Genomic DNA, 24,495 nt, shown 5'->3' on the forward strand with positions numbered 1-24,495 from the left:
AGCAGCGGCCTCATCGGCAGGGCTCTTATCGACGCCCGCGCCTGCCGCAGGTGCCTCGTCCCCACCGGCTTTCTCCGCCACCAGGTTTTCCACCAGCGTGACCACATCGGCCACGGAGGCGTCGCGAAGCGCCTGAACCTGCAGTTCGGGGATTTGGAAGTCATATTCGATGCGGTTTTTAATGCGCATACCCATGAGGGAATCCAGCCCGAGGTCAATCAGTGGAAGCTCACCGGGGAGGTCTTCAACGTCGTAGCCCATCGCCTCAGATACGATGGACCGCATGCGCTGCTCCACGGTTTCCCCAGACTCGGGATCCCAGTGAACGGCGTCAACGGTGACATCATCAAAGCGTGAGGTCGCCGTGGAGTCAAAGGCTTCCGGCTCGACCTCATCCCCGAGGCCGTCCTTGCCAAAGCCCGCGTCCATGCCACCAGCGACGGAGGATGCGAAACCTTCCGCCACCAGCACCGTAGCATCGCCCATAACGCGGTGCACGGCCACGTTCACCCCACCAAGGTGCTTCCTGGCCACCGTCGTGACCTCGCCGGACGGCGGCAACGTGGTGTGTTCCTCCACGGCCACGAGCTGCGCATCAGGGTCGAGGCGTTCCGCAGCGGACTCCAGCAGCGCCACCGCAGAGGGCGCGTTTTCCGCGAGGGTGGAGAACGCGACGGACCCGTCCGGCAGAGTCACTTTCGTGCCAGGCAGGGTGGCGTTGCCGCCGCTGGAGGGGCGGGCGGCAGTCCAGTAACGCTGGTGCTTCCAGGTGATGTGCGGGGCGTCGATACGCGGACCGGAGCCGGTGATCAGTTCCAGGTTGATGGGCTGGCCAGCAACGTAGAGTTTGGCCAGCAGGTCGCGAATGGACTCCGCCGAGCCGACCTTGCGCTTGAGCACGTACAGCAGCTGGGAGTCACCCGCGCCGACGCTGAAAGCGGTATTCATCATGCCCATCAGCGCCACTGGGTTGGGGGATACCTCAACCAGCATGGTGTGGCCTGCGGCAAACGCCTGCTGGGTGGCGTCCAGGAACCACACGCGCTGGCGGGTACAGCGCACCCAATAGTCAGGTTCGTGTACCACAGTACCGGGCTGGTATGTCACCCCACGGTCTACAGAGCTGAACAGCGGAATGCGCAACGGCATGGGGGTAATGTCAGCGGTTTCAGCGGCAAGTTCGCCAAGGATCGGCTCAACAGCGCTGGTGTGACCGGCGCCTTTGACGTTGAGCAGTCGAGCAAACTTGTTTTCCGCTTCCAGCATCTCCACCAGTTTCACCACGGCCTGGCGGGGGCCACCCACGGTGGTCATGCCGGGACCCGCGTACACGGCCGGTTCGATGCCTGCGTATTCGGGGTGTTCCTCGATGAAAGTGTCCAGTTCATCCACGGAAAACTCCACCACAGCCATGGCACCCAGCTGATCTTCGGGCAGCGACTTCTCGCCCTCCCCCATCAGACGGGAACGATGGCAGGCCACCCGCATCGCGTCCTGAGCACTCAAACCACCGGCCGCGTAGGCTGCGGCAATCTCGCCCATAGACATGCCCATCACGGCACCGGGTGTCGCCCCAAACGCTGCCAGCAGGTCCGTCAGGGCAATCTGGATCGCGGTAATGCCCGCCTGCGCGGTTTCCGTGTCGTAGGTTTGGGAATCGTCCGCGATGAGCTCCATTAACGACCACCCGGACTCGAACTTAATGAACTCGTCCAGTTCCTCAAGCCGGGCCTTAAACAGCGGCGACATGGCCACTAGTTCCTTAGCCATCTTGCGGTGCTGCGACCCGAAACCCGAGTACACAAACACCGGACCCGCAGTGGCAGGACTGTCAGCCACGGCGATGCCAGGCCCCTTCTTACCGTCCGCCACCAAGCGGAGCCGCTTCACTGCTTCTGCAATAGTCCCGGCATCCACAACCGCGCTGGAACGCCCGTGGTTACGGCGGGCAAGGGAGCGAGCCACGGTGATCAAGTCATCGTCGCTGCGCCCCTCCAGGAAGTCCGCCATGTCCGCCGCCGCTTGCCGACGCCGCGACGGCAGCAACCCACTCACCGGCAACAGCACATGCGTCCCATCCGCCAGCTGCGGCTCCACGGGCTGGGGGTTCGTGTCGTAGTCTGCAGGATCGAACTGGGCAAGCACAGCATGTGCGTTCGTTCCACCAAAGCCGAAACCGGACACACCAGCCGTGGCGCGCCCCGAGTAGCATGGCCACTCGCGGGGATCCTCCACCACTTCCAGATGCTCACGATCAAAATTAATGTAGGGGTTCGGGCCACTGTAGTGCAGCGACGGCGGAATCACGCCAGCATTCATGGCTAGAACCACCTTGATCACCCCGGCAACACCGGCAGCGGCTTCCGTGTGCCCATAGTTCGTCTTCGCTGAGCCCAAAAGCAGTGGCTCCGCAGTATCGCGCCCAGCGCCCAACACCGCGCCCAAAGCAGATGCCTCAATGGGATCGCCCAGGATCGTGCCCGTACCGTGAGCCTCCACATAGTCCACCGTGCTGGGATCCACACCCGCGTCGGAGTAGGCGCGGTCCAGCACATCAACCTGGGCATCCGGGTTCGGGGCGGTCAGACCGTTTGAGCGGCCATCCGAATTCACGGCGCTTCCCTTGATCACCGCAAGAATGGTATCGCCGTCGGCAATAGCTTCCTTAACGCGCTTAAGCACCACAATGCCCGCGCCGTCGGAACGCACAAAACCATCCGCATCCTCAGAAAACGCGTGAATCTTCCCGGTGGGACTCAGCACCCCCAGCTCGCCAAACGCGGTGGTCACAAACGGCGAAGCCAGAATGTTCACGCCGCCAGCAACAGCAACATCCGCATCCCCCGCACGCAAATCACGCACCGCCTGATGCAAAGCCACCAACGATGAAGAACATGCGGTATCCACGCTCACGGATGGTCCACGGAAATCAAACGCGTAGGAAATCCTGTTGGGAATCACCGCACTTGAGGTTCCAGTCAGTGCATAAGGGTGAGCTTCCGCAGGGTCAGCGGTGATGATCATGCCGTAGTCATTGTTGGTGGACCCCACATACACACCCACCGACTGTCCACGCAGCTTATTCGGGGCAAGGTGCGCGTGTTCCAAAGCCTCCCAGGTCAGCTCCAGCACAATGCGCTGCTGGGGATCCATGTTGGCGGCCTCCACCGGAGAAAGTCCGAAGAACTCGGGATCAAAGCTCGCAATGTCATCCAGGTAACCACCCACGGTGTTCGTGTTAGCGATGCGTGTGCGCATCACCTCGTCACCGGAATATTCCGACCAACGGCCAATCGGCAGGTCGGACAAACCATCCCTACCCGCAACCAGCTGGTCCCACATCTCACTGATGTTGTTCGCGCCGGGGTAACGCCCCGCCATGCCAACAATGGCAATGTCGTGCACATCCGGGGTATCGACATCGCTGCTCACCCGGGAGGTGCGGGCCTGTGCCGTGGCTCGGGCGGAGGTTGCGGGGCCGTCGATAAGCCTTTTCGCTAGAGCGCCGATCGTTGGGTATTCATAGGCGATCGTGGCGTCCAGCTGCACATGCAGAAGGTTTTCCAATTCCCCGGACAGGACCACAACATCACGGGAGGATAGGCCAAAGGTCTCCATGGGTTTATCGTCCGTGACGTCTTCTTCGGGAAGACCAGTGGTGGAAACAACCCACGCGCGCAGCCACGCGCGCAGTTCATCAGTTGTCATGGACGATGTCTGGGATGACTTCCGGCTCTGATCCATGTGGGGAATTCAACTCTTTCGTGTGATTAAGGCTTATTAAACTAACTATTTATCTACATGGCGAACCCTCCGCCACCCGCGTCCGAAGAACATATGCGCACCAGCGGAGGGTTGTCATCTATGGGACTTTACTCGGCCTCGCCAAGGTAGTGACGACGGGCAACCCTGCGAGCAATCTTACCGCTTGAGCTGCGCGCAATCGCATCAACGTCAACAATCTTGATGTCCGAAGGAACAACGCCGTGAGCAGATGTAACAGCCGCACGAATGGCTTCGATAGCTTCACCATCGCCGCTGGGGTCGCGGCCCAGATCACGCTCGGCCAGAATAACCAGTTTCTCAACATCGTCGCCCTCGATCGCAAACGCGGCGATCGCAGCAGGTCGAATGTGCTCGGAGGCATGGTTGACGGTGTACTCAATGTCCTGCGGATAGTGATTACGTCCGGCGATCACAATCAAGTCTTTCAACCGGCCTGTGATATAAATCTCATCGTCGATGATAACCCCGAGGTCACCGGTGGCCATCCACCGGTCATCGTCAGGCGCACCCTCTGCGCGAGAGTTTTCCGGCAGGCGCGAAGCCAAGGTGTTGCGGAACGTCTCCTGAGTCTCTTCAGGGCGGTTCAAGTAGCCGGCGGCAGTGTTATCACCATGCGTCCAAATCTCGCCGATGGTGCCATCGGGCAGTTCGGCACGCGTTTCGGGATCCACGATCACCATCTGCTGCGGGCGCACAACCGAACCGTTGGACATGAGAGGCACGGCCTTCTCATGGGACTCGTCGACAATCACGGCTCGACCATTACTCAGTTCCTCACGATCCACCATGACAATGCGGGCATTTTTCTCGCCCTGAGGAGTAGCCACCAGCAGGGTGGCCTCGGCCAAGCCATACGAGGGACGAATCACATTACCGGGCAGACCAAAGGGTGCAAAAGCATCGTGGAACTGCTTGATGGCCCGAGCCGTGACCGGCTCCGATCCGACAATCACGCCGTCAAGTGTGGACAGGTCCACCTGATCTTCCTCGCTAGGTAGTCCGTAACGGACAGCCAGTTCCAGGGCAAAGTTCGGGACCACAGCATAAACGTTGTTGCGCTCATCGCGCTTGCTCAGCTGGCGAACCCACCGCACCGGCTGCTGAATGAAATCGCGGGGCGTCATCATTTCCATCTCAAGACCAAGGATGGTCACAAACGCGGCCAGGATGATACCCATGTCGTGGTGCAGCGGCAGCCAGGTGACCAGGCGCAATGGAGTCTTCAGCTTAGCGGCCGTGAAGATCTGCAGTACGTTCGTCATGATGCTGCGGTTACTCAGCACCACACCGGCAGGGGTGCGGGTAGAACCGGAGGTGTACTGCAGGAACGCCATCATGTCCAGAGGGGCAGTCTGGGACTGCGCCAGAAGCGCCTGACCGGCCTCGGTCATGAGGGGGTTGACGTAGCTTTCGGCAAGACTATCCGGCAGGGAATCAACCGACAGGATACGGGGGCGCTCCGCTGCGGGAACGTCGGCAAACTGGCGTCGGACCGCAGCTGCGGAGGTGGAGTTGGTGAGGACGATCGACGGTTTGCAGTCCGCCAGCACAGCGGTCAGGTGATCAGCGTGCCCAGGCTCGGTGGGGTCGTAGAGCGGCACAGGAATCAGGCCAGCATACAGTGCACCGATGAAGCTGAAGATGTACTCAGGACTGTTGCCTGCCAGAATGGCCACGCGGTCACCGATGGTGCCAACTTGCTGCAGGCGCGCCGCTACGGACTTGATGCGGGTGTTGATCTCAGCGCGAGTGAAGTCGATGGGAGTTCCCTCACGCGACTCGGAGAAGTCCCAGAAGCGCAGGCACGGGCGGTTGACGGTCCCCGCCGCTGCTTCCGCTTGGTACAGGGTCTCGCAGAGGCCGGCCAGTGTCAGCCGGGGGTCAAGGTTGATCTGTCTTTTGTCATCAAAAAACTGGCCGATGGCCGCTTGCAGATCCATGGTTCTCCTTAGTCGGTAGCTAGATCTCTTAAAGAAAGTTAAAAGACATCCTAGCGGTATTATGAGCTACGGTTACGACATCGTAAGTAAGACCCGTTTCATTACTTTCCCCACACAACACTGACGCGCGGGTACTCCACCGCACCCGCGCCCCGTGTTATTGCTGGTTAATCAGACCATTTGCCCAGTTGATCAGCCACTCAGTAGTTGTGCTTCCCGGGAAGACATTCGGATTCGTTGCGTACTGCGAGTGCACCCCCGTTGCAGCCACCAGAGCCTGCGCACGCTCGAACGCGGCACCGACACCCAGCGGTGCGTCGCAAATGTGATCATCCGCCGCACAAATCTCAAAGGTGCGATCATTCAGCGAACCGAAGCCGCCTGGCCGGGGTCCACGCATCGTCGCACCCGGCACGATCGGTTGAACCAGAGCATTCACCGCTGCCAGGGACACTTCCGCGCCCACGCCAGCGACCGGATTACCTGCCTGCTGGCCCACGCCCGGTTCTCGACGTCCGTCCGCAACCAGCGCCACGCCGCGCACACGGTCGGCAGGGATAGGTCCAGTGCCTTGGCCGATAGCGTTAGCAATGTCACCCATAATCACGGCCCCCTGGGAGAAGCCGACGAGAATGAAGTCTGTGAGCGGACATTCGTTGTGGGTCTTTGTCATCTCCTCCTGCGCGCGAGTGGTGCCCTCCGTGCGGGATTCGTCATAGGTTATCTCTTGCTGGGAGTTAATGTTCTTGAACTGCGCCACGTACGGCAAGGTCCACACCCGAACGTCATCGGCTGGATGCGTTTCCTGGAGCGGACGAGTCACGCTCAGCATGTAGGACATCGGGTTGAAGGTGGGGTTGTACGGGTCATCTGTTGAGGCGGATTCCCACGTACCCGGCGCAGCAACAACCTCCACGTTTGGACACCAGTCCGGCTGCTGAGCCTGGGTTGTCGGCCCGTCAGTCGGTGGAGGCGTGGGTGGGTTGTCCTGGGAGCCAATCCATTGGAGTATCCCGCCAACGATGATGCCCAGGACAACAACGACCGCAAGAACTGTCAAGCCTTTTCTCATAAGTTCTAGCAGTATGCGGATTTCGCAGCGCGCGCAAGTACAGCCGCGACTTCTTCAGGTTTTTGTTGGGTGCGGCCTTGTTCCACAAGTTGCCCTGCAACGGCCAGCGTCATGACGTCAATATTTTTGGTGTCCTGACTTTGGCAAACGCCGGATGCAGTTCCGATAAGCGAGCCTTCGGCACCATCAACATTGATGGAGTTATCTTTCAACTCCTTAAGGTAATTCTGGTCACGTTCGGACAGTTGCTGCCCGCTTGAGGGCACCTCGGAGACTTCTCGGGCCTCCCGATCCTGGGGTGTCTGGGTCTTCGACTCACCGCTCGACTTTGTGCTGCTGGAGTCTCCACTGGACGAGGTGGAACTCTCCGTGGCACGCGCCGACTTACTCAGCGGTGCCACAGCGGAGGATTCGGAACTGCCACCATCCGAGGTTGCCCCACCGCAGGCTGCCAGCAGGACAGTAGAGACGGCACACAGGCCGACGACGGCGCCGAGTTTAGCGCGAGCAAACATTGTTACTTCTTCTCCTCAACAATGCGGCCGTTGACTTCAGAGATGGTTCCATGCTGGAAGGTCATCTTCTCGCCACCGGATTGGATTTTCTCCTGGTCTGCGGTCGGCCAGCCGAAGGCACCGTTTTCCCAACCCTGCTTGCCCCACGCGTCGCGAATGTTGCCGTTCATGATGAAGTGTGCGCCGGTGCTTGGACTCCAGTAGATGGCACCATGCTGGAAGGTTTGGAGAGCGCCACCAGAAATGGCCTGCTCACCGCTAACGGGCGCACCGAGGCTGGATTCCACACCATTGATCGAGGCGTACTTCTTGGCAATCTCGCCATGAACAGCGTAGGCACCTTTGTCCTTGGTCCGGATGACGTAGCCACCCTGGAACTTCTGAATGTAGTTTCCGTTGTGCTCAACCGTGTCTTCCGTCGGGTAGCCCAAGCTACCGCCTTCCCAACCCTGGGAGCCCCAGGCATCGAAAATGTCCTTTGGCAGAGCACGGGCCCCGGTCTCTGCGGTCCAGTAAATGGAGCCGTTCTGGAAGTGAACGTAACGTCCCTTGCCATCCGGGGTGGCCTTCTCGCCGGACGTCGGGTGGCCAAGCCAGGAATCTGGGCCACCGAACTCGGAGTAGCGGGCACCGATCCGCCCAAAGAGCACGTGCGCACCGGTCTCAGGGGACCAGTAGGCGCGACCGCCACGGAAGTCCTGGGCCTTGCCGCCCTTGACGTCGTATTCGTTGTTCACGCAGGCGCCGAAAGCGTTGGACTTGGTTACCTCGGCGATAGCACCCTGGGTGGCGCAGTCGGCACCACGATCCGCCTGAGCAAGCTTGAGGGAATCTGCAATGTAGGGCCATGCCTGAGTCATCTCGAACTGCCAGTACGGCCAGTTGTGCACGCCAGACGGACGGAATACGGCCGTCACATCAACGTTGGACTTCTTCGCGCGATCCACAAAGGTCTGCGTGGTCATGCGGGACAAGATTTCTAGGCCAACGCCCGCCGGGTTTGCGGGGCCGTTGGCCACGGAGCCAGGCTGACCGAAATCGTCGGCACCGGAGCCGGAGGATACGTATACGGCCTTGCCCTTCAGGGCGTCGATACCCAGCTTCGGGTCGTGGTCAATCCAGTCCTGGGAGCCGGGCTGACCCCACATGGCTTCCGAGTTGTAGCCGCCGGCATCGCTCTGAGCGGCGCTGATCGCCTGGGCCATACCCATAGAGGTGGTGTCCAGGTACCCGGAGAACGAACCCACGAACTTGAACATGTCGGGGTTGCGCTCCGCGAGGTTGATGGCGGCGGTGCCGCCCATGGACAAACCGAAGACGGCGCGCTCGCCGTTGGAGCGGTAACCGTTTTGCAGAACCGCAGGAAGTTCCTTGGTCATGAAGGTTTCCCACTTGTAGTGCTTGCCATTGTCTGGCTTCTGCCAGTCCGAGTAGAAGGAGGATTCGCCACCCACCGGCAGGATCACGTTGACGTTCTTGTCAGCGTAGAACTGCTCAATGTTGGTGTTGATGGTCCAGCCGCTTTCCGTATCCAGCGCGCGCAGGCCGTCCAGGGCCCACACTTCCGGGTATTTTGCGCTGGGGTTGGAGTGCCAGTCACGGGCCAGCAAGACCTGTACCTGAATGAGTTCCTTCGGCATGGCGGCGGAACGAATGAACAGGGCAATACGGCGCTCAGTGATCCACTCAACGCGCTCGACGCTCACACCGGATGGCAGCCCTTGGATAGAGGGGTGCTCGTCGGTGCGGATGGGGGTGCGCTGCGGCACACCATCGGTTTCGAGGTAGTCGGTCACGTCGGAACTACCAAACAGGGAATTCTGTGCCTGGTTAGTCACGTCAACTGCAGTAGCCGGAGCGGCAGCGAACAGCCCGGACCCAAGAGCAAGGGCGGTGGGCACGGCAGCGAATGCCGTGAATGCCCGCCGAAGGGAACGTCGGCGCCGTGGAGTACTGGAGACTGCGGTATCACGCATGTGGTTTAGTCCTTTGTGTCTGTGTGCTCCGCCCTATCGAGCCAGCACATTGCAAGTAAAACTAGCGTGCAGGTACGACAGGAAAGAGGCATACGATGGTTCCAAGCCCTGGCCATTGATGTTCTGGAGGTTCCCCTCCTCCAGAACATCCCAGTGCTTGGTCAACGATGGATTCAGTTATCAGATTATATATCGCCAGGAAGGGGCCGTTTCGTTACACCAGTGTTACGTCAGCGTTACATCGCTAACGCGCATACACCGATGCACCGTCCGACCCTGTAGGTTGGTTTCAAGTTTAAGTTCAACTTGAGACTTTTTCTAGCGCAACACGCCCAAAGCAACACGAAAAATAAACATAAACGCCCAACCTGAACACCACTCCCCTACCCATGTTGCGCGGATGGGAGGGTTGTGACGCCAGGTTGGGCGACGTCGCTAAGAAAATGTGTTTTTAGCGAGCGTTCATGTGATCAAGGACGCGGTCCTTAGTGCGGTTCAGCTGGTAAGTCCACTGATCCCAGTTGTGAACGCCCAGCGGCGGGTAGTCTGCAGTCACGTTCAGACCGGTGGCGCGAGCTTTAGCTTCCCAGCTGACGGTGGACATCCTGGACAGACCTTCCAGACCGGAGCCGTAGATACGCTGATCCAGCGGGTAACGCAGATCGCTCGGTGCCCACACGCCACTAGCTGCGGAGACATAAACGTCAGCATTCTTCAGGCCGCCCATGTTCAAGTACGGATCGTCCTGGTAACGGCGGGGGTTCAGGATAGAGGTGTACATGTTGTTCAGGTTGAAGCCACCAACATCAAGCAGAGCGAGACGCAGCATGGTCTGCATACCGAAAGCAGTGGTGTGCAGGTAACCGGAGTAGGACATTGCCTGGCGGAACTGGTCCGGGTGCTGTGCAGCAAGGCTCAAAGCAGCAGTGCCACCCATGGAGAGGCCACCGATGGAGTTGTTGTTCGGTGCGATACCGAAGTTCTGCTGCAGGTAGCCGGGAAGTTCAGAGGTGAGGAAGGTTTCCCACTTGTACACCACGTCGTTGCCACTGCCGGTGGACAGGAAGTGTGCCGGGTAGTCCCAGTCGGCATAGAAGGAACCTGCGCCGCCAATGGGCATGACAAGGTTGATGTTGCTGTCCGCATAGACCTGCGGAGCGTTGGTGGATGCAGTCCAACCAGTGAAGGTTTCACCGGCGCGCATGCCGTCGAGGAGGTACAGACCTGCGTTACCTCCACGGGCGGCGGGCTGCACCAGCACCGGGATGTTGCGGTTCATGGACGGGGACCAAACGTCACAGCGCTGGACCCAGAACCCCACAGCGTCCCATTCACAGGCGCCGGTGTTATCTGCGCGCAGAACGTCGCGGTTGGCTGCGTGCGCGGGGGAAGCTGCGACGACACTCAAGCCAAAAGCAGCTGCAAGTGCAACAGCTATGGTCGTCGCTTTGGCTCCTACGGTGCGAAGTCGAGAGGCGATCGTCATTTTTCTCCTCGATACCTTGTTCTTCTTAGCGTTCTTAAATGCTGCCCAAGCTGGCGTCTTGGATGTTGGGCGCCAGCCTGTATGGCCTCATACTTCTTGACTATCTTAGTATCTTTCTACTTTATTCAAACGTTATAAAGCAGAATGAGAGACCTTTAATTATTTTCTTATACTAAAACATACCCTGGCCAGCATTTTCACAAAAATATGAGTTAGGACACAACAGGGGCTATATAGACCGCTGCGCCGATGCATCCGACCCATGCGATCGCAAGTATTTGAAGGGTGCGATCACTGAGTGCCAACTCGTCTGGAGCACCACCGTCACCACGGTCAACATCAGCCGCATAACGCAAGATAGCGACGGTAAATGGCACCATTGAAACTTGGTACCAAACGGCGCCATGATGCTGCACCATGTTGGCCATTTCGAAGCCCCAGAGTGCGTAAGACATAACCACGGCAGTAGCTGAAAGTGTCCATACGAAACGCAAGTATGTTGGTGTGTACCCTTCTAAGGCTTTACGAATCTTTGCACCGGATTTCTCAGCAAGCAAAATCTCAGCGTAGCGCTTACCCGATGCCATAAACAGGGAGCCGAACGCCGCGACCAAGAGGAACCACTGGGACAGCGTGATGCCTGCGGCGACACCGCCAGCCATAGCGCGCAGCATGAACCCCGAGGACACCAGCGCAATGTCAATCACTGGCAGATGCTTCCACCCGAAGCAGTAGCCCAGCTGCAACACAATGTAGATTGCCATCACAATGGCCAGGTTGCGGCCGCTGGATGCCAGCAGCGATACCCCCACCGATCCCGCAATGAGCAGCACCGCCATGCCGTAGGCCAACCCCACAGGAAGCACGCCTGCGGCGATGGGCCGGAACTGTTTCGTTGGGTGCGCGCGGTCTGCTTCCACGTCTTTCGCGTCGTTGACCAGGTAAATTGCCGAGGCCGCCATACAGAACACCGCGAAGGCAATCGCTACGTCGATGATTGTTCTGCGGTTCAGCAGCACATCCGACCCCGCCGCCATGGGGGCGGCCAGCACCAGCACGTTTTTCACCCATTGGCGTGGGCGCAACGCTTTGATCATGCCGTCTGCCAGGTTTTTCGGCGGTTTGTGTTTAGTGGAGGGTATAGCAAGTCCGCCTGTGTGCGGTTCGGAGCCGAGGATGCCCGCCTGCTCCTTGGTCATTTACGTTTCCCTTCTTATCCTCGAAATAGTCTCAGCGGTCACTGCCCCAACCAGCGCACCAGCGGCAACATCGGTGGGGTAATGGACTCCCAGCACCATACGCGACAGCATCATGATCGGCACGCCAAGTAGCGGAAGTGGTGACCGAGTTAACTTCGCCAAACTTACCAGCGCCGCCGTGGTAGAGGTGGCATGGGAGGAGGGGAAGCTCAGCCTTGACGGCGTACCCACCCCCACCGCAATCCGGTCGTCATGCGGGCGGGGCCTGCGCACCACGCGCTTGATCACCACGGATGCCGCGTGGCTCAGCAGTGACGCGGCAATCAGCTTTACCCACTTGCCGCGCCGCCGCTTATCGACGAGCGCGCCTACCGCACCCACACTGATCCAGCCCAGGGAGTGTTCGCCGAAGTGGCTGAGCAAACGGGCAGTGGCTTGGACCCCCGGGGCGTCGAAAAGCGAATCCTGGATGCGTACCAGCATCTCAGTTTCGTTGAATGGGTCGCCTTTAACCATTAATCGAATACCTTCTTCCAAGCCTCAAGGCTGGTGAGCCTACTGTGGGCTGCACGGTACTGCGCGCGGAGGTCGTCGAACCGCGCGGCAACTTCCTTCTGCAGTGCGCGAGACTCGTCCAGCAGTGCCTTTGCCTTGTCACGGTCACGCTTACGGTACACCACCCCACGCCCATCAGCGGTGGTAACGGTGGCGCCGTCCACGCGAGACAGTGAGAACCAGCGCGCCTCAATGGGTGCCCAGTTCGCCTGGGGGACATCGTGATGCGAGGTGTCTGCGGGGCGGAGGGAATGCAGCACACCTTTGGCCAACCAGATGGACTTCTTCAAGGGGGCCAATCGTCCACCAATGTCCTTCGTGGGCACTCCCGGCGCGCCGGAGGGTTTCGGCAGATCGGCCGCCGTGGGCAGAACCACCGCGTCCGGGTAGGTTGCGCGAATGGCGGCGATGCGCGGGAGGGAGGTTTCCAGGATGTCGAAAAGCTGGCTGGGGCCTGCGAGGAAGTCCTTCATGGCCTCGTTTTGGATGGCCACCGTGGAGTATTCCAGGCACATGAGGTGTTTGAGGGTGGCCTTCTGCATAGACCGCACAATGCCCTCTGCTCCGCCTTCATGATTCAAGGCGGCCACGATCAGGCGGTTGCGAAGGTGGAAGTATGCCTGCCAGTCGATGGCATCGTCTTTGTCGGACCAGGCCATGTGCCAAATGGCAATGCCCGGCCAGGTGGCGGTGGGAAACCCGGCTTTGCCTGCACGCAGGCCGTATTCCGCGTCGTCCCACTTGATGAACAGCGGCAGGGGCTGCCCAATACGTTCTGCCACCACACGGGGGATCATGCACATCCACCAGCCGTTGTAGTCCACATCAATGCGGCGGTGCAGGTCCACGGAGTTCGGGGTGCCTGGCTTGTCGCCGAACTTGCCGCGGTCACTGAGGGGGTGCTTGGAAAAATCGTGGTCGTAGTGCACATGGGGGGCGGAGGTCCACATGAAAATGCTGCGGTCAATCACTTCGCCCATGGAGTGCAGGTGGCTGCGTTCCTGCAGGTTCAGCATCTGCCCACCCACCAGGATTGGGGTGCGCGCGTAGCGGGCTGCCTGGAGGGCACGGAGCACGGCATCGGGTTCGATGGCGATGTCATCGTCCATGTACAGGATGTAGGGGGACTGCTTTGCGGCTGCCTCTCTGGTGCCGTCGGGGCCACCCATGGCCTCATACATGATGCGGGAGTAGCCGCCGGAACCGCCGAGGTTACCCTGCTGGTACACGAACAGCCGACCTTTGAAATGCTCCGCAGCATCGGCGAAGCCTGGTTCGTCAGCGGGGTGTTTGGTGCCCTGGTCAGGCATGATGATGGTGTCGATCACGGCGTCGACAAGCGGGTCACTGCGCAGTGCGTCCAGTGCCGCCACCGCATCGGTCGGCCGGTTGAACGTTGGGATGCCCACGGTGACGCGCGGCTCGAACGGGCCAACCTCGCTGCCGTCCGGCATGATTTGCGGTGCGGGGGCCTGGGGTGCGAACCAGCCCGCGCTGGCGATGGTCACATCTGTTTCGGCGGTGATGTCGAACCACAGCCAGCCGCCGTCCTCAAACGGGGCAAGCGACAGCTCAAACTCAATCACACCGTCGCTGACCATGCCGCCGTCGACGCTGATGCGGGCACCGTCAATCTTGGAACGATACACCTCGACCCGGGCCTCCCCCAGGGCCTCCACCTGCAGCACCACCGTGTCCAGCTGGGACCAGCGGCGCCAGTAACTGGCGGGGAAGGCGTTGAAGTAGGTCTGGAAGCTCACCTCGCTGCCAGCGGGAATGGTTACCGATGTCCGGTCGTCCCACGTGGCACGGGTCTTATTCGTTTCCACTTCCAGCAGATACAGGGAACGCACATCATGAGGTTCCCCGCGTCGTGGCAGCAGCACACGCTGCAACTGCTCCACAGCCTTGGTGTGCGGGGAACTCCCGCCAGAAGCCCCTTTTGTTGAGGATCCTGACGATTCCTGTGCCTTCGTCATAGAGCTAAGCCTTTCCTGTGGTTATCTGCTGTGGTTATTTCTTATGCCCGCACCGTCATGATCATGAGTCGCACACCCACTGTCCGCCGAAGCTATCTGCTGGGGCTGTACGCCGGGTGCGGAAAAGGTGCGAAACACTCATTCATATAAACAGTAGTAGGTTTCACTGCCTTACCGCTGTTTGGCACGCTCGCAGACCACGGTTTTATCCGCTCAACTACCCCATTACCCATGCACTGACTCGTGTAGCGGGTTCGCATTCGTTAACGTTTAACGAGTGAACTATGTCGCAGGTACCACCATTAGCCGCTTATCGACGTCCCGGTTGCACAGGTTTCATACTGTGGTGCATGTAGTTGCAGCGATGGTGGCTGTGGTTAGTGCAGTACTTTTACCTGCCGCAGCGAATACGGCAGTGATCGCACCAGCCAATCCTTACATCACCACTTTCCCGCCCATCAACGGAAAAACAATCACCATTGCTGATGGGCCGCAACTGCTACCCCCAAACGACGAAAATATGCTCCGCGACGTGACCGCCCAGGCAGCGCTACCACCAGTGGTCACGCATGTTGACTTCATTACGTTGAGCTTCCCCGAACCTATTAACATCGAAGCAGCGCTGTGGGGCAATGTCCAGAAGTTTCGCCCCGATCTGCTTTCACCCGAGCGCACGCGGTACGCCGATGGGCACCTCATTGTTGCTGTTAACTTCGATGGAGGCAGCGGTAAAGGCTCATTCGGCTTTTTCTCCGGCGACGATGTAAAACAAAGCGCGCAGCTTACTGATCAAGCACGAACGCAAGGCGTGCTTGCGGCCATGAAACCCGGCATGAACGCGCAGCATCGGGCAGAAGGCATGGCGCAGGCGATTCGTGCTATCGCTGACCCACGCATTGGCGAAGCCGCTCTGCAGGAACAAGAAAAAGCCAACAACAACACGACTGTTGCTGGAGCCCCACTCAAACAGTGGAGCGATCCTAATCATGTTGCTGTGACTGTATGGGATGGTGCCAGCAAACTCAGCAACACGGATATGGAGTCTCTACACCAGAACACGCTGAATATTGCCCTGCCCAGTGACGTAAAGTCCGTTGACTACTTCACGTTTGGCAACAATTCTGACAGCCTCAATAACACCCTTCAGGCCCACCTCAAGCTGTATCGCCCAGATCTGCTCACACCAGATCGGGAAAAATACGCTGACGGGCATCTGATCGTTGTTGTTGGTTTTAGCCCACACAAAAATGCCATATATGGCGGTGAGGATGTTGCACAAGCTGTGGGCTTACGTGATCAACAACGCCTAGAAACCCTCACTGCTGCCCCGAAAGAGGATTTGCGCGCGGGACGCTATGTCGATGCCATGATCGAATCTGTCACCGCAGCGGCAAACCCGGACTACCAACTACCTGTAGATACAGGCAAAAAGGTCACGAATATAGTTGCTACGGTGGCATCCGTTGCGGTCTTTGGTGGCGGGCTGCTGTCCATCATTGGTGTATTCATACACACACGAAAAAACCGAACCCGCCAGGCACGTGAAGCTTATAATCATGCGGCCGCAGAATATGGACGCATCGCGAGCAGCCTCGATGCCATTGATATTCGCGCCAACTCCCTCACTTCTAGTTTTGCCAATGACGAGCTTCGCGCCCAGTGGGAGGACGTAAAGCAACGATTCCTGCAGCTCCACGCCACTATGGATTCCATCAGCCACTTGGCAGACTCTGGAACGAACAAACAGTTCTACAAAAGCCGCGCAACAATAGCTGCGGCACGTGAAGAAGCAACCAAAATTGCACAAGCAGAAGAAAACATCGAGCTGCTGTACAGCCTGGAACACGGCGACCATGATGCCCGCAGAAAGCAGCTCCGCCGCGTCCGATCCGACGTGTACAAAGCAAAATTAGACGCACCAACACTACCTCTTCGGCAGGAATGCGATGCGCTGGTGAACAGGCTGGATGCGCTTCTTGAAAACGTCACTCACCCAAGCTTTATGCATGACTTCACACAAGTCCTCAGCGACTATCAGGTGGTCAGCAAAGCAATACGCGACCATGCCATGCCGAACGTTTTGGATAAAGACAACCGAGCAGTACCGCGCCTCGACTCCTACGATTGGAATGTGGGCCTTGGACACACAGACTTCATCCCTTACGGAACTTTGAGCTCTTGGAATAGTAGCGATACTGCCTCTATATCAAGCGATAGTAGTGGTGGTGACAGTTCTGGAAGCTACAGTGTTGACACCAGCTACAGCGATTCCAGTTTCTCCGGCGCAGGCGGCTCAAGCGACTGGTAAAGGTGAGCACCGACACGATTCAGGCATCTTCCGTAAGATAGCTAACGTGTCACCTATATCTAAGTCTTTCCTGGGAAGAGCTGCCATGAGTCGACTCGCTGCACCACTATGTGCAGCAGCGTTGACGCTTCTTATCGGCAGCCTTGGTGCCATGACTCACATCGCGCCGATTGATGCCCCAGCCGCACAAGCAGAATCCGCATCAACCGGGTCCCCCGCTGTGTCAGTGGCACAGGAAACAATGTTGACAACCGATATTGACGGGGCGTCGTTAAGCACCTGGCCAGGGGCACAAGGTCCAACGGTGACGGTATGGGACGGTGCTGGCAAGCTCAGCGAATCGGATAAGGAATCGTTACACCAGAACACTCTCAAGGTTGCCGTTCCTTCTGTTGTGACATCCGTTGACTACGTCACGTTTGCCACCAACGATGAGAACCTAAATGACACAGTGCTGAATCACCTGAAGCAGTATCGGCCCGACTTGCTCTCACCGGACCAGACGAAGTACGCCGATGGGCACCTCATTGTTGCCGTGGGTTTTGACCCCCGCCAAAATGGTGTACTCGGTGGTGAAGATGTCGCCCAGGCTATCGACCTGCGTAAACAGGAGCGGCTAGAGACCATAGTTGATGCCGCGAAGCCTGGCTTGCGCAAGGGCCATTACGCAGACGGTATGGTGGAGTCGGTTGTTGCGGCCGCTGACCCGAACTATAAGGCATCCGGCAACACCATCAACCCTGGCCTCGCAGCAGGCCTTGCTGCTGGTGGAGCTGTCACTGTTGCAGGTATTGGCGCGGTCATTGCTGCCAGTGTGACAAGCCGCCGTACCAATCAGGCGCGCGCCAACTTTGACACTGTCTCCCGGGAATACGGCCGCGTGGCCGCCGATCTTGAGGCCATTGATGTTCGCGCACATTCTCTGACCTCTAGTTTTGCCAACGATGAGCTTCGCAGGCAGTGGGAGGATGTGAAGCAACGATTCCTGCAGCTGCACACCACCATGAACTCCATTGACCATCTCACTGTTGATTCGCCCAATAAGGAATTCCGCCGCCACCACGCAGCCCTTGCCACAGCGGTCGAAGAAACAACCAAAATGAGCCAGGCAGAGGAGAACATCAACTTGCTGCATGACCTTGAAAATGGCAATGAAGAGGCTCGCCGTAACCAGCTGCAGCGCCTACGTGAGGACGCATTAAAGGCCAAACTCGACGCACCCGATGATCGCTACGCTGCGGAATACGACAGCATCATGACGCGTATCGACGCCCTGGTGCACAACGCCGCCTCCCCCACCTTCATGGATGAGTTCACTACTATTCTGGGCGACTACCAGATCGTCACTAAGAACATGCAGGAAAACACCATGCCTGAGGTTCTAGATAAAGACGACCGCGTGGCCCCGCGCATTGATTCCCGCGATTGGAACGTGGGCCTAGGGCGCAACGATTTCGTGCCGTACCTCATTCTCAGCAGCTGGCACAGTAACGATGTCGCCGCAGCTCAAAGCTCGTCTTCTAGCAGCGTCAACACAAGCTACAGCAGCACCAGCTTCTCTGGCGCGGGTGGCTCCAGCGGCTGGTGACCGGGCCACCTCGTTTGGGGGAAATTTTTTCATAGAAAACCCGTTCCAAATAAGAGTTCAATGATTATTGAATAAACCCCATTCATGGGCGACTGCCCCGGTGATTAACTGAGACTATGTTTGCATAGAGAAAGGTCTACCGCCAGGTACGGAAACACCCTGTTTTCGTACCTGGCGGTAGACCTATATGACAAGCACGCAAAGTGTGCTTATCTCCAAGCCGAAAAACACCCCATTTTCGTGCTTGAGCATAAGCATACTTTGCACCGGGAAGTCATGGCCTATCAAGCTGCCACACAACCCCAGTTCAAAGCGCCATTTTCACAGACCTCAACCACTCTCCTACTGCTGCCTATCCCCGCTTTCCCCAGCACCGGTGACCTCGTTGGCGACTTCACCGGGGACTTCACTGTTGCCTTGAGCATCGCCGACACCGGGAAGGTTCACCAGGTCGCCGGTCACGCCGGTGAGGTCGGGCAGGTCATCCCGTTTGATGTCGATGCTCCAGGCAATGGGAATGTCGTTGTGTATCTTCTCGGGTTCTTTGAGGTAGTCGGAGGGGTCGTCGGAGAACTCAAGGGTGCGGCCATCGGTCAGCGCAAACTTGATGTTGCCCAGGAAGCGCTTGAGGCTCATGGGTTCGCGGTAGGTGAGGAAGAGCTTGACAAAGTCCTCGTGGTGGAGTGCCTGGCGGGCTTCCCAGGTTTCCTCCGCGTCCACATATGCGGGGAGGATGTGCAGGTCGGAGGGCGATTCGGCGAGCTGCCATTCGAGGGAGAGGTATTTGTCGTGCCCGATGCGACCGTTTTCGATGCGGGGTTGGCGGGCGGCGAGCGGCGTCGCTAAGCCAATGGAGTCGAGGACCCGCACCTCCAAGGGCGCATTCATGGCGGTCATGCCGAGGTTCAGGAAAGTGACAGTGGGTGGAATGTAGTTGAGTTCGGTGTATTCGCGCTGTACTTCCGGCGGGAATTGGCCGATTTCGCGGGGCACGCGCGGCACGAGGATCCAGTCGAATGTTTCGGGGTTTTTCGAGGCGAGGATCGGCAGCACTGCGCCGGTGGGCACTTTCTTCAGGTCCACCATCACGTCCTGGTAGCCGTTCATGCGGTTGATGCTGAGGAAGTCTTCGGCGTACAGCGGCGGGTCTTGGTAGCTGGTGCGGCTGAAGGAGATCCAGAATTCTCGTTCGTCGACAATGCCAATGTCTTTGATAGCGGAATCCTGGTCGGGCATGCTCCAGTTGTGCCCGCCGAGCACGGTGGTAATGCCCCACCACAGGAGTCCGCAGGCTGTCGCGCCGGTGGCGAGTGTGTGCCAGCTGGGTTTGGTGCCCCATTCCCACAGCGGCACCACGGAAATCGGCAGGAGCAGCGTAAATAGCGGTAGGAGCAGCATGCGGCCGTGCATGAAGTCCCCGCCAACGCGCACCACGTACACGCTGTGCAGTAGCCCACACACCCACATGAGGATGCAGATCGCCAGCGGTGTCCGCAACCTCATGCGTCGCGACGGCGCGGTCGCCTCCGCCGCTTCAGATTCCCCCTTTTCAGTCGTCTCTGTCTCAGCTTCTTCCGTGCGAACAGTCACGCGACCAGTCAGCAGCACGCGCAGCGCCAATCCCGCCGACACTGCAGCAAGCAGCAAACCAACCCAGAGAGTGTAGGGGCCAAACAAATCGGTAACGTAGTCCCAGCCGGAACCCCAAGCGGCATCGGATGCGGACTTCGCCACTGCGGTCTGCGGCACAAGCAGCCCGTAGTAGCCCATGCGGAAAATCTGGTAGGCCAGCGGCAGGGGCACTGCGGCGGCAAAAACCCAGCCGCGTTTTTTCCAGTTATCGGCCGCGATCAACACAACCAGGCCCACAAGCCCGCCATAGAGAGCAAGTTCGGGGCGCACCAGCCACGATAAGCCAGCCCAGAAGGCCAACCAATAGGTGGATCGACCTGCTTTGGCCGTACCCCTCATGCCAACCCAGCGGATCAGCAGCGCCCACAGCACCACGATCCACAGCAGGCACAGCCCCCATTCCAGCCCGGAGGTGGCAAAATCCCTGGCAGGGGGCAGGGAAATGTAGATAAGCCCGCCGACTGGCAGGAATACCAGTCCCGGTGTGCGGTACAACCGCGAGGTCGCGAACGCGGCTATGGCAAGCGCGGCCGTCGTAAAGCTGAGAGCAAGCCACAGGGCGATGGTTTCCAGGCGCGCGGGAGTGAGCAGCGCCCCAAGGTAAATGAGGTACTGCCACAGCACCGAAGTGTTGGCCTCTACCCGCTCACCGGCGTTGAAAACAGGGCCGTTACCTGCAAGAAGGTTGCGCACGGTGCGGAGGACAATGAGGCCATCGTCGCTCATCCACCGCCGCTGCCAGGCACCCCAAGCCCCGAGCACGGCAACAATGACTGCGGACAGCACGGCAGTGCTCAGCGTCACTCGGGTTTTTGGCGATGGTTGCGTCATGAAACTCAATGTTAGCGATCCTGTATCTGTGCTTTTCGACGCCCCTCCCTCCCGGACCGTAACCGGACCGTGGCACAAGGGGCGAGCGACTGGCGTTCAGGATAAGAATACGGCTATTCAGTGGTTTTCCTCAGATCATCCTCAGATAAACCCCAGCGATTTGAGCAGCATCACAATCGACCTACTACAGAATGTCCGCTAACTTGTTGTCGAACATATTCAGGGCCGACGCAATAGCCATATGCATATCCAAATACTGGTACGTCCCCAAACGGCCACCGAAAAATACTTTGTGATCTGTGGTTTCCTTATCGGCACGCTCGCGGTATTTCAGCAGCATCTCGCGATCATCGGGAGTGTTGATCGGGTAGTACGGCTCGTCATCCCCCTCGGCGAAACGGCTGTATTCCTTCATAATCACCGTCTTGTCCTTCGGGTACACGTCCGCGCGCTCGGGGTGAAAATGCCGGAACTCATGAATACGGGTATAGGGGAATTCCGCATCGTTATAGTTCATCACCGAGGTGCCCTGGAAATCGGGAATATCCAGCACCTCAGTCTCAAAATCAAGGGTGCGCCAACCGAGCGTGCCTTCCTCATAGTTGAAGTAGCGGTCCAGCGGCCCGGTGTACACCACGGGTGCATCTGGGTTGTCCGCGCGGATTTGGTCGCGCACCTCAAACCAGTCGGTATTCAGGCGAACCTCAATGAGTTCGTGATCCGCCATGTTGTTCAGCCAGGCTGCGTATCCATCAACCGGCAACCCCTCATAGGTGTCGTTGAAGTAGCGGTTATCAAAGGTGTAGCGCACCGGCAGGCGGGTGATGTTTCCTGCAGGCAGTTCCTTCGGATCGGTTTGCCACTGCTTTGCGGTGTAATCCCTGATAAACGCCTCGTAGAGGGGCCTGCCGATCAGCGAAATCGCCTTCTCTTCCAGGTTTGTCGCATCCTCGGAATTAATTTCCGCCGCCTGTTCCTGGATCAGTTTCTTCGCATCCTCCGGGGAATAGTACTTGCCAAAGAACTGGTTAATCAGGCCCAGCCCCATGGGGAATTGGTAGGCGGTGCCGTTGTGCATGGCAAACACGCGATGCTGGTAGCCCGTGAAATCCGTGAACTGATTGACGTAATCCCACACGCGTTTGTTGGATGTGTGGAAAAGATGCGCGCCATATTTGTGCACCTCAATCCCCGTCTCCGGCTCAGCCTCGGAATATGCGTTGCCGCCGAGGTGGGGGCGTCGCTCCACAATGAGCACGTTCTTTCCCAACTGGCTTGCCGCGCGTTCTGCCACTGTTAGCCCGAACAGCCCAGAACCCACAACAATGAGGTCGTAGGTGCCTGTCTTCGCGTCCTTTTGTTCCATGTAGTTGACACTACCAAGCGTGGCGGGGTGCCTTGGGTCGCGCGGGTGGCGCGTGGCTGCTGTTAAAAAATTAACTACATAAACGATGCAGTGATTTGCGTCTCTTTCAGGGGCTGAAAATTACATTTCTGAGACTCGTCATACCAAAGCCGCAGCCAGTACCGATGCTCATACCTTCCCTGCGCAGCCGCCAACATTGCCCCGCAGCCCCACCCCCGATGTGGCGCGCCATCGCTATTCACATTTGTCACACTGCTATCATCTGTCTCAGAAATGAACTATGGTAAACATCTGTTTACTTCAGTTTCTTAAGATTCACGTTTCAGGGAGAACTATCGTGTTACAACGTCGCAGGCTGAACGCCGCGTCTCGTAGGCCAACAATGGCCATTGTGTTCACAGCTGTGCTGTTGGCCTCTGCCATCATTGGCGTGCAAGGCGGCCACATCCTCAACACCCAGGAAGAGGGCACCGGCCCCATCACTGCGTCGCTGAATACGGAAACACTCAAGGAAGGCAACAACGTTGTTGTCGACGATGCTGCCATCGCCACCCAAGGCCAGGCCGGCGGCCCCCGCACGGTGAAGGAATTCAGCCGCGACGAGGAATTCTCCATGTTCGCCCTGTCCTGGGAAGGCAAAAAGGACGTCGCCGCTTTCGTCCGCGCCCAGAAAGACGACGGCTCCTGGAGCGATTGGTACAACGCCGACCCCATTGACGCCACCGATCACCAGCCTCGCAGCGGCACCGAACTCGTGTTTGTGGAACCCACCAAGAAAATTCAGGTCTCCACCTCCGGCGTCGATTTGCTTGGCGACGCCCCGGCTCCCGAAGTCGATCCCGCCAGCATCAAGGCCGTATTCATTGACGGCAAAGCTGACGAAGGCAAAATCGCCCTCGCCGCCGACTCCACCGACGCAACCGGGATGCCCCGCGTGATTTCCCGCAGCGAATGGGGAGCTGACGAATCGATCCGCTGCGCCGAACCGGACTACGACGACGAAACCAATGCCATCACCATTCACCACACAGCAGGCTCAAACAACTACACGGAAGCCGAGGCTGCTGGCATCGTTCGCGGCATCTACCAGTACCATGCGCAAACACTGGGTTGGTGCGACGTGGGATACCACTCCCTGGTGGACAAATACGGCAACATCTATGAAGGCCACTCTGGCGGCTTGAACAAGCCAGTTCAGGGCGTCCACGCGGGCGGTTTCAACTCCAACACCTGGGCCATTTCCTTCCTGGGCAACTACGACGAAGCCCCGGCAACGCAGGCCATGATCGACGCCGCTGGTAACCTCGCTGGTTGGCGCGCCAAGGTTGGCGATTTCGACCCGAAGGGTTCGGATGTCCACTACTCCGAAGGCACCCCCTACACCCGTTTCGCCTACGGTCAGGAAGTCACGCTGCCGAACATTTTCGCTCACCGCGACGTTGGTGACACCGCCTGCCCCGGCCAGAACGTGTACGACCGTATGGACGAGATTCGCAACATCGCGAGCAACAAGTATCACTCGATCAACAGCACGGGCGGCTCGCAACCCAGCAACCACAACGCCTCCAACAACAACGGCAAGTCTAATGACGGTGCCGGAAAATCCCAGTCCAACGCCCTGCAGTCCTTGGTGAACTCCTCCTCGCAGGGTGGGCAAACCGCAAATCTGGGCAGCTTGGCAGCATTCGCTGTGTCGGCTTTCCTGGCTAAGGGCGGAAACTCGCAGCTGAGCAGCAATGGAAACTCCCAGGTGCTGGGTGGAATCAAGCTAGGTGACATCCCCAGCATCCTGAACGGCATGACCAAGCTCACCGGCGGCAACGCAACATTGGACAAGATCCTGAAGCTCGCGTCCACGCTGGCCCCCATCCTGGGCAACTCCCGAGGACCCGCACAGCAGGTACGTCCCATCAGCGAAAAGAACAGCGACGTGACCGTTGCCCCCTACGACAATGGCGTGATCGTCTCCTCCCCCGAGGCCGGAACCCACGCACTGTGGGGAGCCATCGGCGATGCCTGGGCTGAACAGGGCTTCGACGCAGGCCCGCTTGGTTTGCCCCTCAATGAGGAATACCAAGAAGGCGGCCTCGCCCGCGTGGACTTCCAGGGTGGTTACATCACCCACAATGCGGAAACTCAGGAAACTCAGATCCACGCCAACGAGGCAGAAAACTCAGCTCCGGTGGTACACACCGAAGAGTAACAGTCTTACTTAGAGACCTGTGGGGCCTTTCACTCCCTGGAAAGGCCCCACATTCTGTG

The 24,495-nt window shown here is 58.7% G+C and carries 13 protein-coding genes and 1 pseudogene; 3 read left to right on the forward strand and 11 right to left on the reverse strand.

Annotated elements, in window-relative coordinates; translation table 11 throughout:
- Positions 1 to 50 precede the first annotated feature (50 nt).
- From CDUR_RS12230 to CDUR_RS12270, 9 genes and pseudogenes are all read right to left on the reverse strand, one after another.
- Positions 51 to 3,744, reverse strand: a pseudogene (locus CDUR_RS12230) (beta-ketoacyl synthase N-terminal-like domain-containing protein); the annotation flags it as partial.
- 128 nt (positions 3,745 to 3,872) lie between these two features.
- Complete coding sequence (locus tag CDUR_RS12235) at positions 3,873 to 5,726, reverse strand: FadD32-like long-chain-fatty-acid--AMP ligase (RefSeq protein WP_179418424.1); 1,854 nt, start codon at positions 5,724 to 5,726, stop codon at positions 3,873 to 3,875.
- A gap of 157 nt (positions 5,727 to 5,883) precedes the next feature.
- Complete coding sequence (locus CDUR_RS12240) at positions 5,884 to 6,798, reverse strand: cutinase family protein (protein WP_179418425.1); 915 nt, start codon at positions 6,796 to 6,798, stop codon at positions 5,884 to 5,886.
- A 5-nt stretch (positions 6,799 to 6,803) separates the two neighbouring features.
- The gene (locus CDUR_RS12245; RefSeq protein WP_179418426.1) at positions 6,804 to 7,313 is read right to left on the reverse strand and encodes a DUF732 domain-containing protein; all 510 of its coding nucleotides are present in this window, start codon (positions 7,311 to 7,313) and stop codon (positions 6,804 to 6,806) included.
- A 2-nt stretch (positions 7,314 to 7,315) separates the two neighbouring features.
- Complete coding sequence (locus CDUR_RS12250; protein WP_040358895.1) at positions 7,316 to 9,289, reverse strand: alpha/beta hydrolase-fold protein; 1,974 nt, start codon at positions 9,287 to 9,289, stop codon at positions 7,316 to 7,318.
- Positions 9,290 to 9,740: 451 nt separating this feature from the next.
- Positions 9,741 to 10,775, reverse strand: a complete 1,035-nt coding sequence (locus tag CDUR_RS12255; RefSeq protein WP_179418427.1) for an alpha/beta hydrolase — start codon at positions 10,773 to 10,775, stop codon at positions 9,741 to 9,743.
- Between the two features lie 212 nt (positions 10,776 to 10,987).
- Positions 10,988 to 11,974 (reverse strand): decaprenyl-phosphate phosphoribosyltransferase, encoded by a 987-nt coding sequence (locus CDUR_RS12260; protein ID WP_179418428.1) that lies wholly within the window; start codon positions 11,972 to 11,974, stop codon positions 10,988 to 10,990.
- Positions 11,975 to 12,490 (reverse strand): phosphatase PAP2 family protein, encoded by a 516-nt coding sequence (locus tag CDUR_RS12265; protein ID WP_006062225.1) that lies wholly within the window; start codon positions 12,488 to 12,490, stop codon positions 11,975 to 11,977.
- A complete protein-coding gene (locus tag CDUR_RS12270; protein ID WP_006062224.1) occupies positions 12,490 to 14,508 on the reverse strand; it encodes a glycosyltransferase in 2,019 nt (672 codons plus the stop codon). The genes CDUR_RS12265 and CDUR_RS12270 overlap by 1 nt, the downstream gene beginning before the upstream one ends.
- Positions 14,509 to 14,851: 343 nt before the next feature.
- On the opposite strand from CDUR_RS12270, the gene CDUR_RS12275 reads away from it, so the two are divergent.
- Positions 14,852 to 16,816, forward strand: a complete 1,965-nt coding sequence (locus CDUR_RS12275; RefSeq protein WP_290207834.1) for a DUF5129 domain-containing protein — start codon at positions 14,852 to 14,854, stop codon at positions 16,814 to 16,816.
- Between the two features lie 85 nt (positions 16,817 to 16,901).
- Positions 16,902 to 18,404 (forward strand): DUF5129 domain-containing protein, encoded by a 1,503-nt coding sequence (locus CDUR_RS12280; RefSeq protein WP_179418430.1) that lies wholly within the window; start codon positions 16,902 to 16,904, stop codon positions 18,402 to 18,404.
- Between the two features lie 342 nt (positions 18,405 to 18,746).
- On the opposite strand, the gene CDUR_RS12285 is transcribed toward CDUR_RS12280, so the two are convergent.
- Positions 18,747 to 20,867 carry an arabinofuranosyltransferase AftB family protein gene (locus CDUR_RS12285; RefSeq protein ID WP_218865450.1) on the reverse strand — a complete coding sequence of 707 codons (2,121 nt, stop codon included), beginning with the start codon at positions 20,865 to 20,867 and terminating at the stop codon, positions 18,747 to 18,749.
- 184 nt (positions 20,868 to 21,051) lie between these two features.
- The gene (gene glf, locus CDUR_RS12290; protein ID WP_179418431.1) at positions 21,052 to 22,233 is read right to left on the reverse strand and encodes a UDP-galactopyranose mutase; all 1,182 of its coding nucleotides are present in this window, start codon (positions 22,231 to 22,233) and stop codon (positions 21,052 to 21,054) included.
- Positions 22,234 to 22,570: 337 nt separating this feature from the next.
- Between glf and CDUR_RS12295 the strand changes: the two genes are divergently transcribed.
- Entirely contained in the window at positions 22,571 to 24,436 is a 1,866-nt protein-coding gene (locus CDUR_RS12295; protein ID WP_179418432.1) for an N-acetylmuramoyl-L-alanine amidase, read from the forward strand.
- Positions 24,437 to 24,495: the final 59 nt, after the last annotated feature.

Origin of the sequence: Corynebacterium durum (assembly GCF_030408675.1) — a bacterium.
Classification (GTDB): Bacteria; Actinomycetota; Actinomycetes; order Mycobacteriales; family Mycobacteriaceae; genus Corynebacterium; species Corynebacterium durum.

Coding starts and splice junctions, on each gene's coding strand:
- CDUR_RS12235 (WP_179418424.1), bottom strand. CDS start 5,726: ATGGATCTGCAAGCGGCCATCGGCCAGTTTTTTGATGACAAAAGACAG.
- CDUR_RS12240 (WP_179418425.1), bottom strand. CDS start 6,798: ATGAGAAAAGGCTTGACAGTTCTTGCGGTCGTTGTTGTCCTGGGCATC.
- CDUR_RS12245 (WP_179418426.1), bottom strand. CDS start 7,313: ATGTTTGCTCGCGCTAAACTCGGCGCCGTCGTCGGCCTGTGTGCCGTC.
- CDUR_RS12250 (WP_040358895.1), bottom strand. CDS start 9,289: ATGCGTGATACCGCAGTCTCCAGTACTCCACGGCGCCGACGTTCCCTT.
- CDUR_RS12255 (WP_179418427.1), bottom strand. CDS start 10,775: ATGACGATCGCCTCTCGACTTCGCACCGTAGGAGCCAAAGCGACGACC.
- CDUR_RS12260 (WP_179418428.1), bottom strand. CDS start 11,974: ATGACCAAGGAGCAGGCGGGCATCCTCGGCTCCGAACCGCACACAGGC.
- CDUR_RS12265 (WP_006062225.1), bottom strand. CDS start 12,490: ATGGTTAAAGGCGACCCATTCAACGAAACTGAGATGCTGGTACGCATC.
- CDUR_RS12270 (WP_006062224.1), bottom strand. CDS start 14,508: ATGACGAAGGCACAGGAATCGTCAGGATCCTCAACAAAAGGGGCTTCT.
- CDUR_RS12280 (WP_179418430.1), top strand. CDS start 16,902: ATGAGTCGACTCGCTGCACCACTATGTGCAGCAGCGTTGACGCTTCTT.
- CDUR_RS12285 (WP_218865450.1), bottom strand. CDS start 20,867: ATGACGCAACCATCGCCAAAAACCCGAGTGACGCTGAGCACTGCCGTG.
- glf (WP_179418431.1), bottom strand. CDS start 22,233: ATGGAACAAAAGGACGCGAAGACAGGCACCTACGACCTCATTGTTGTG.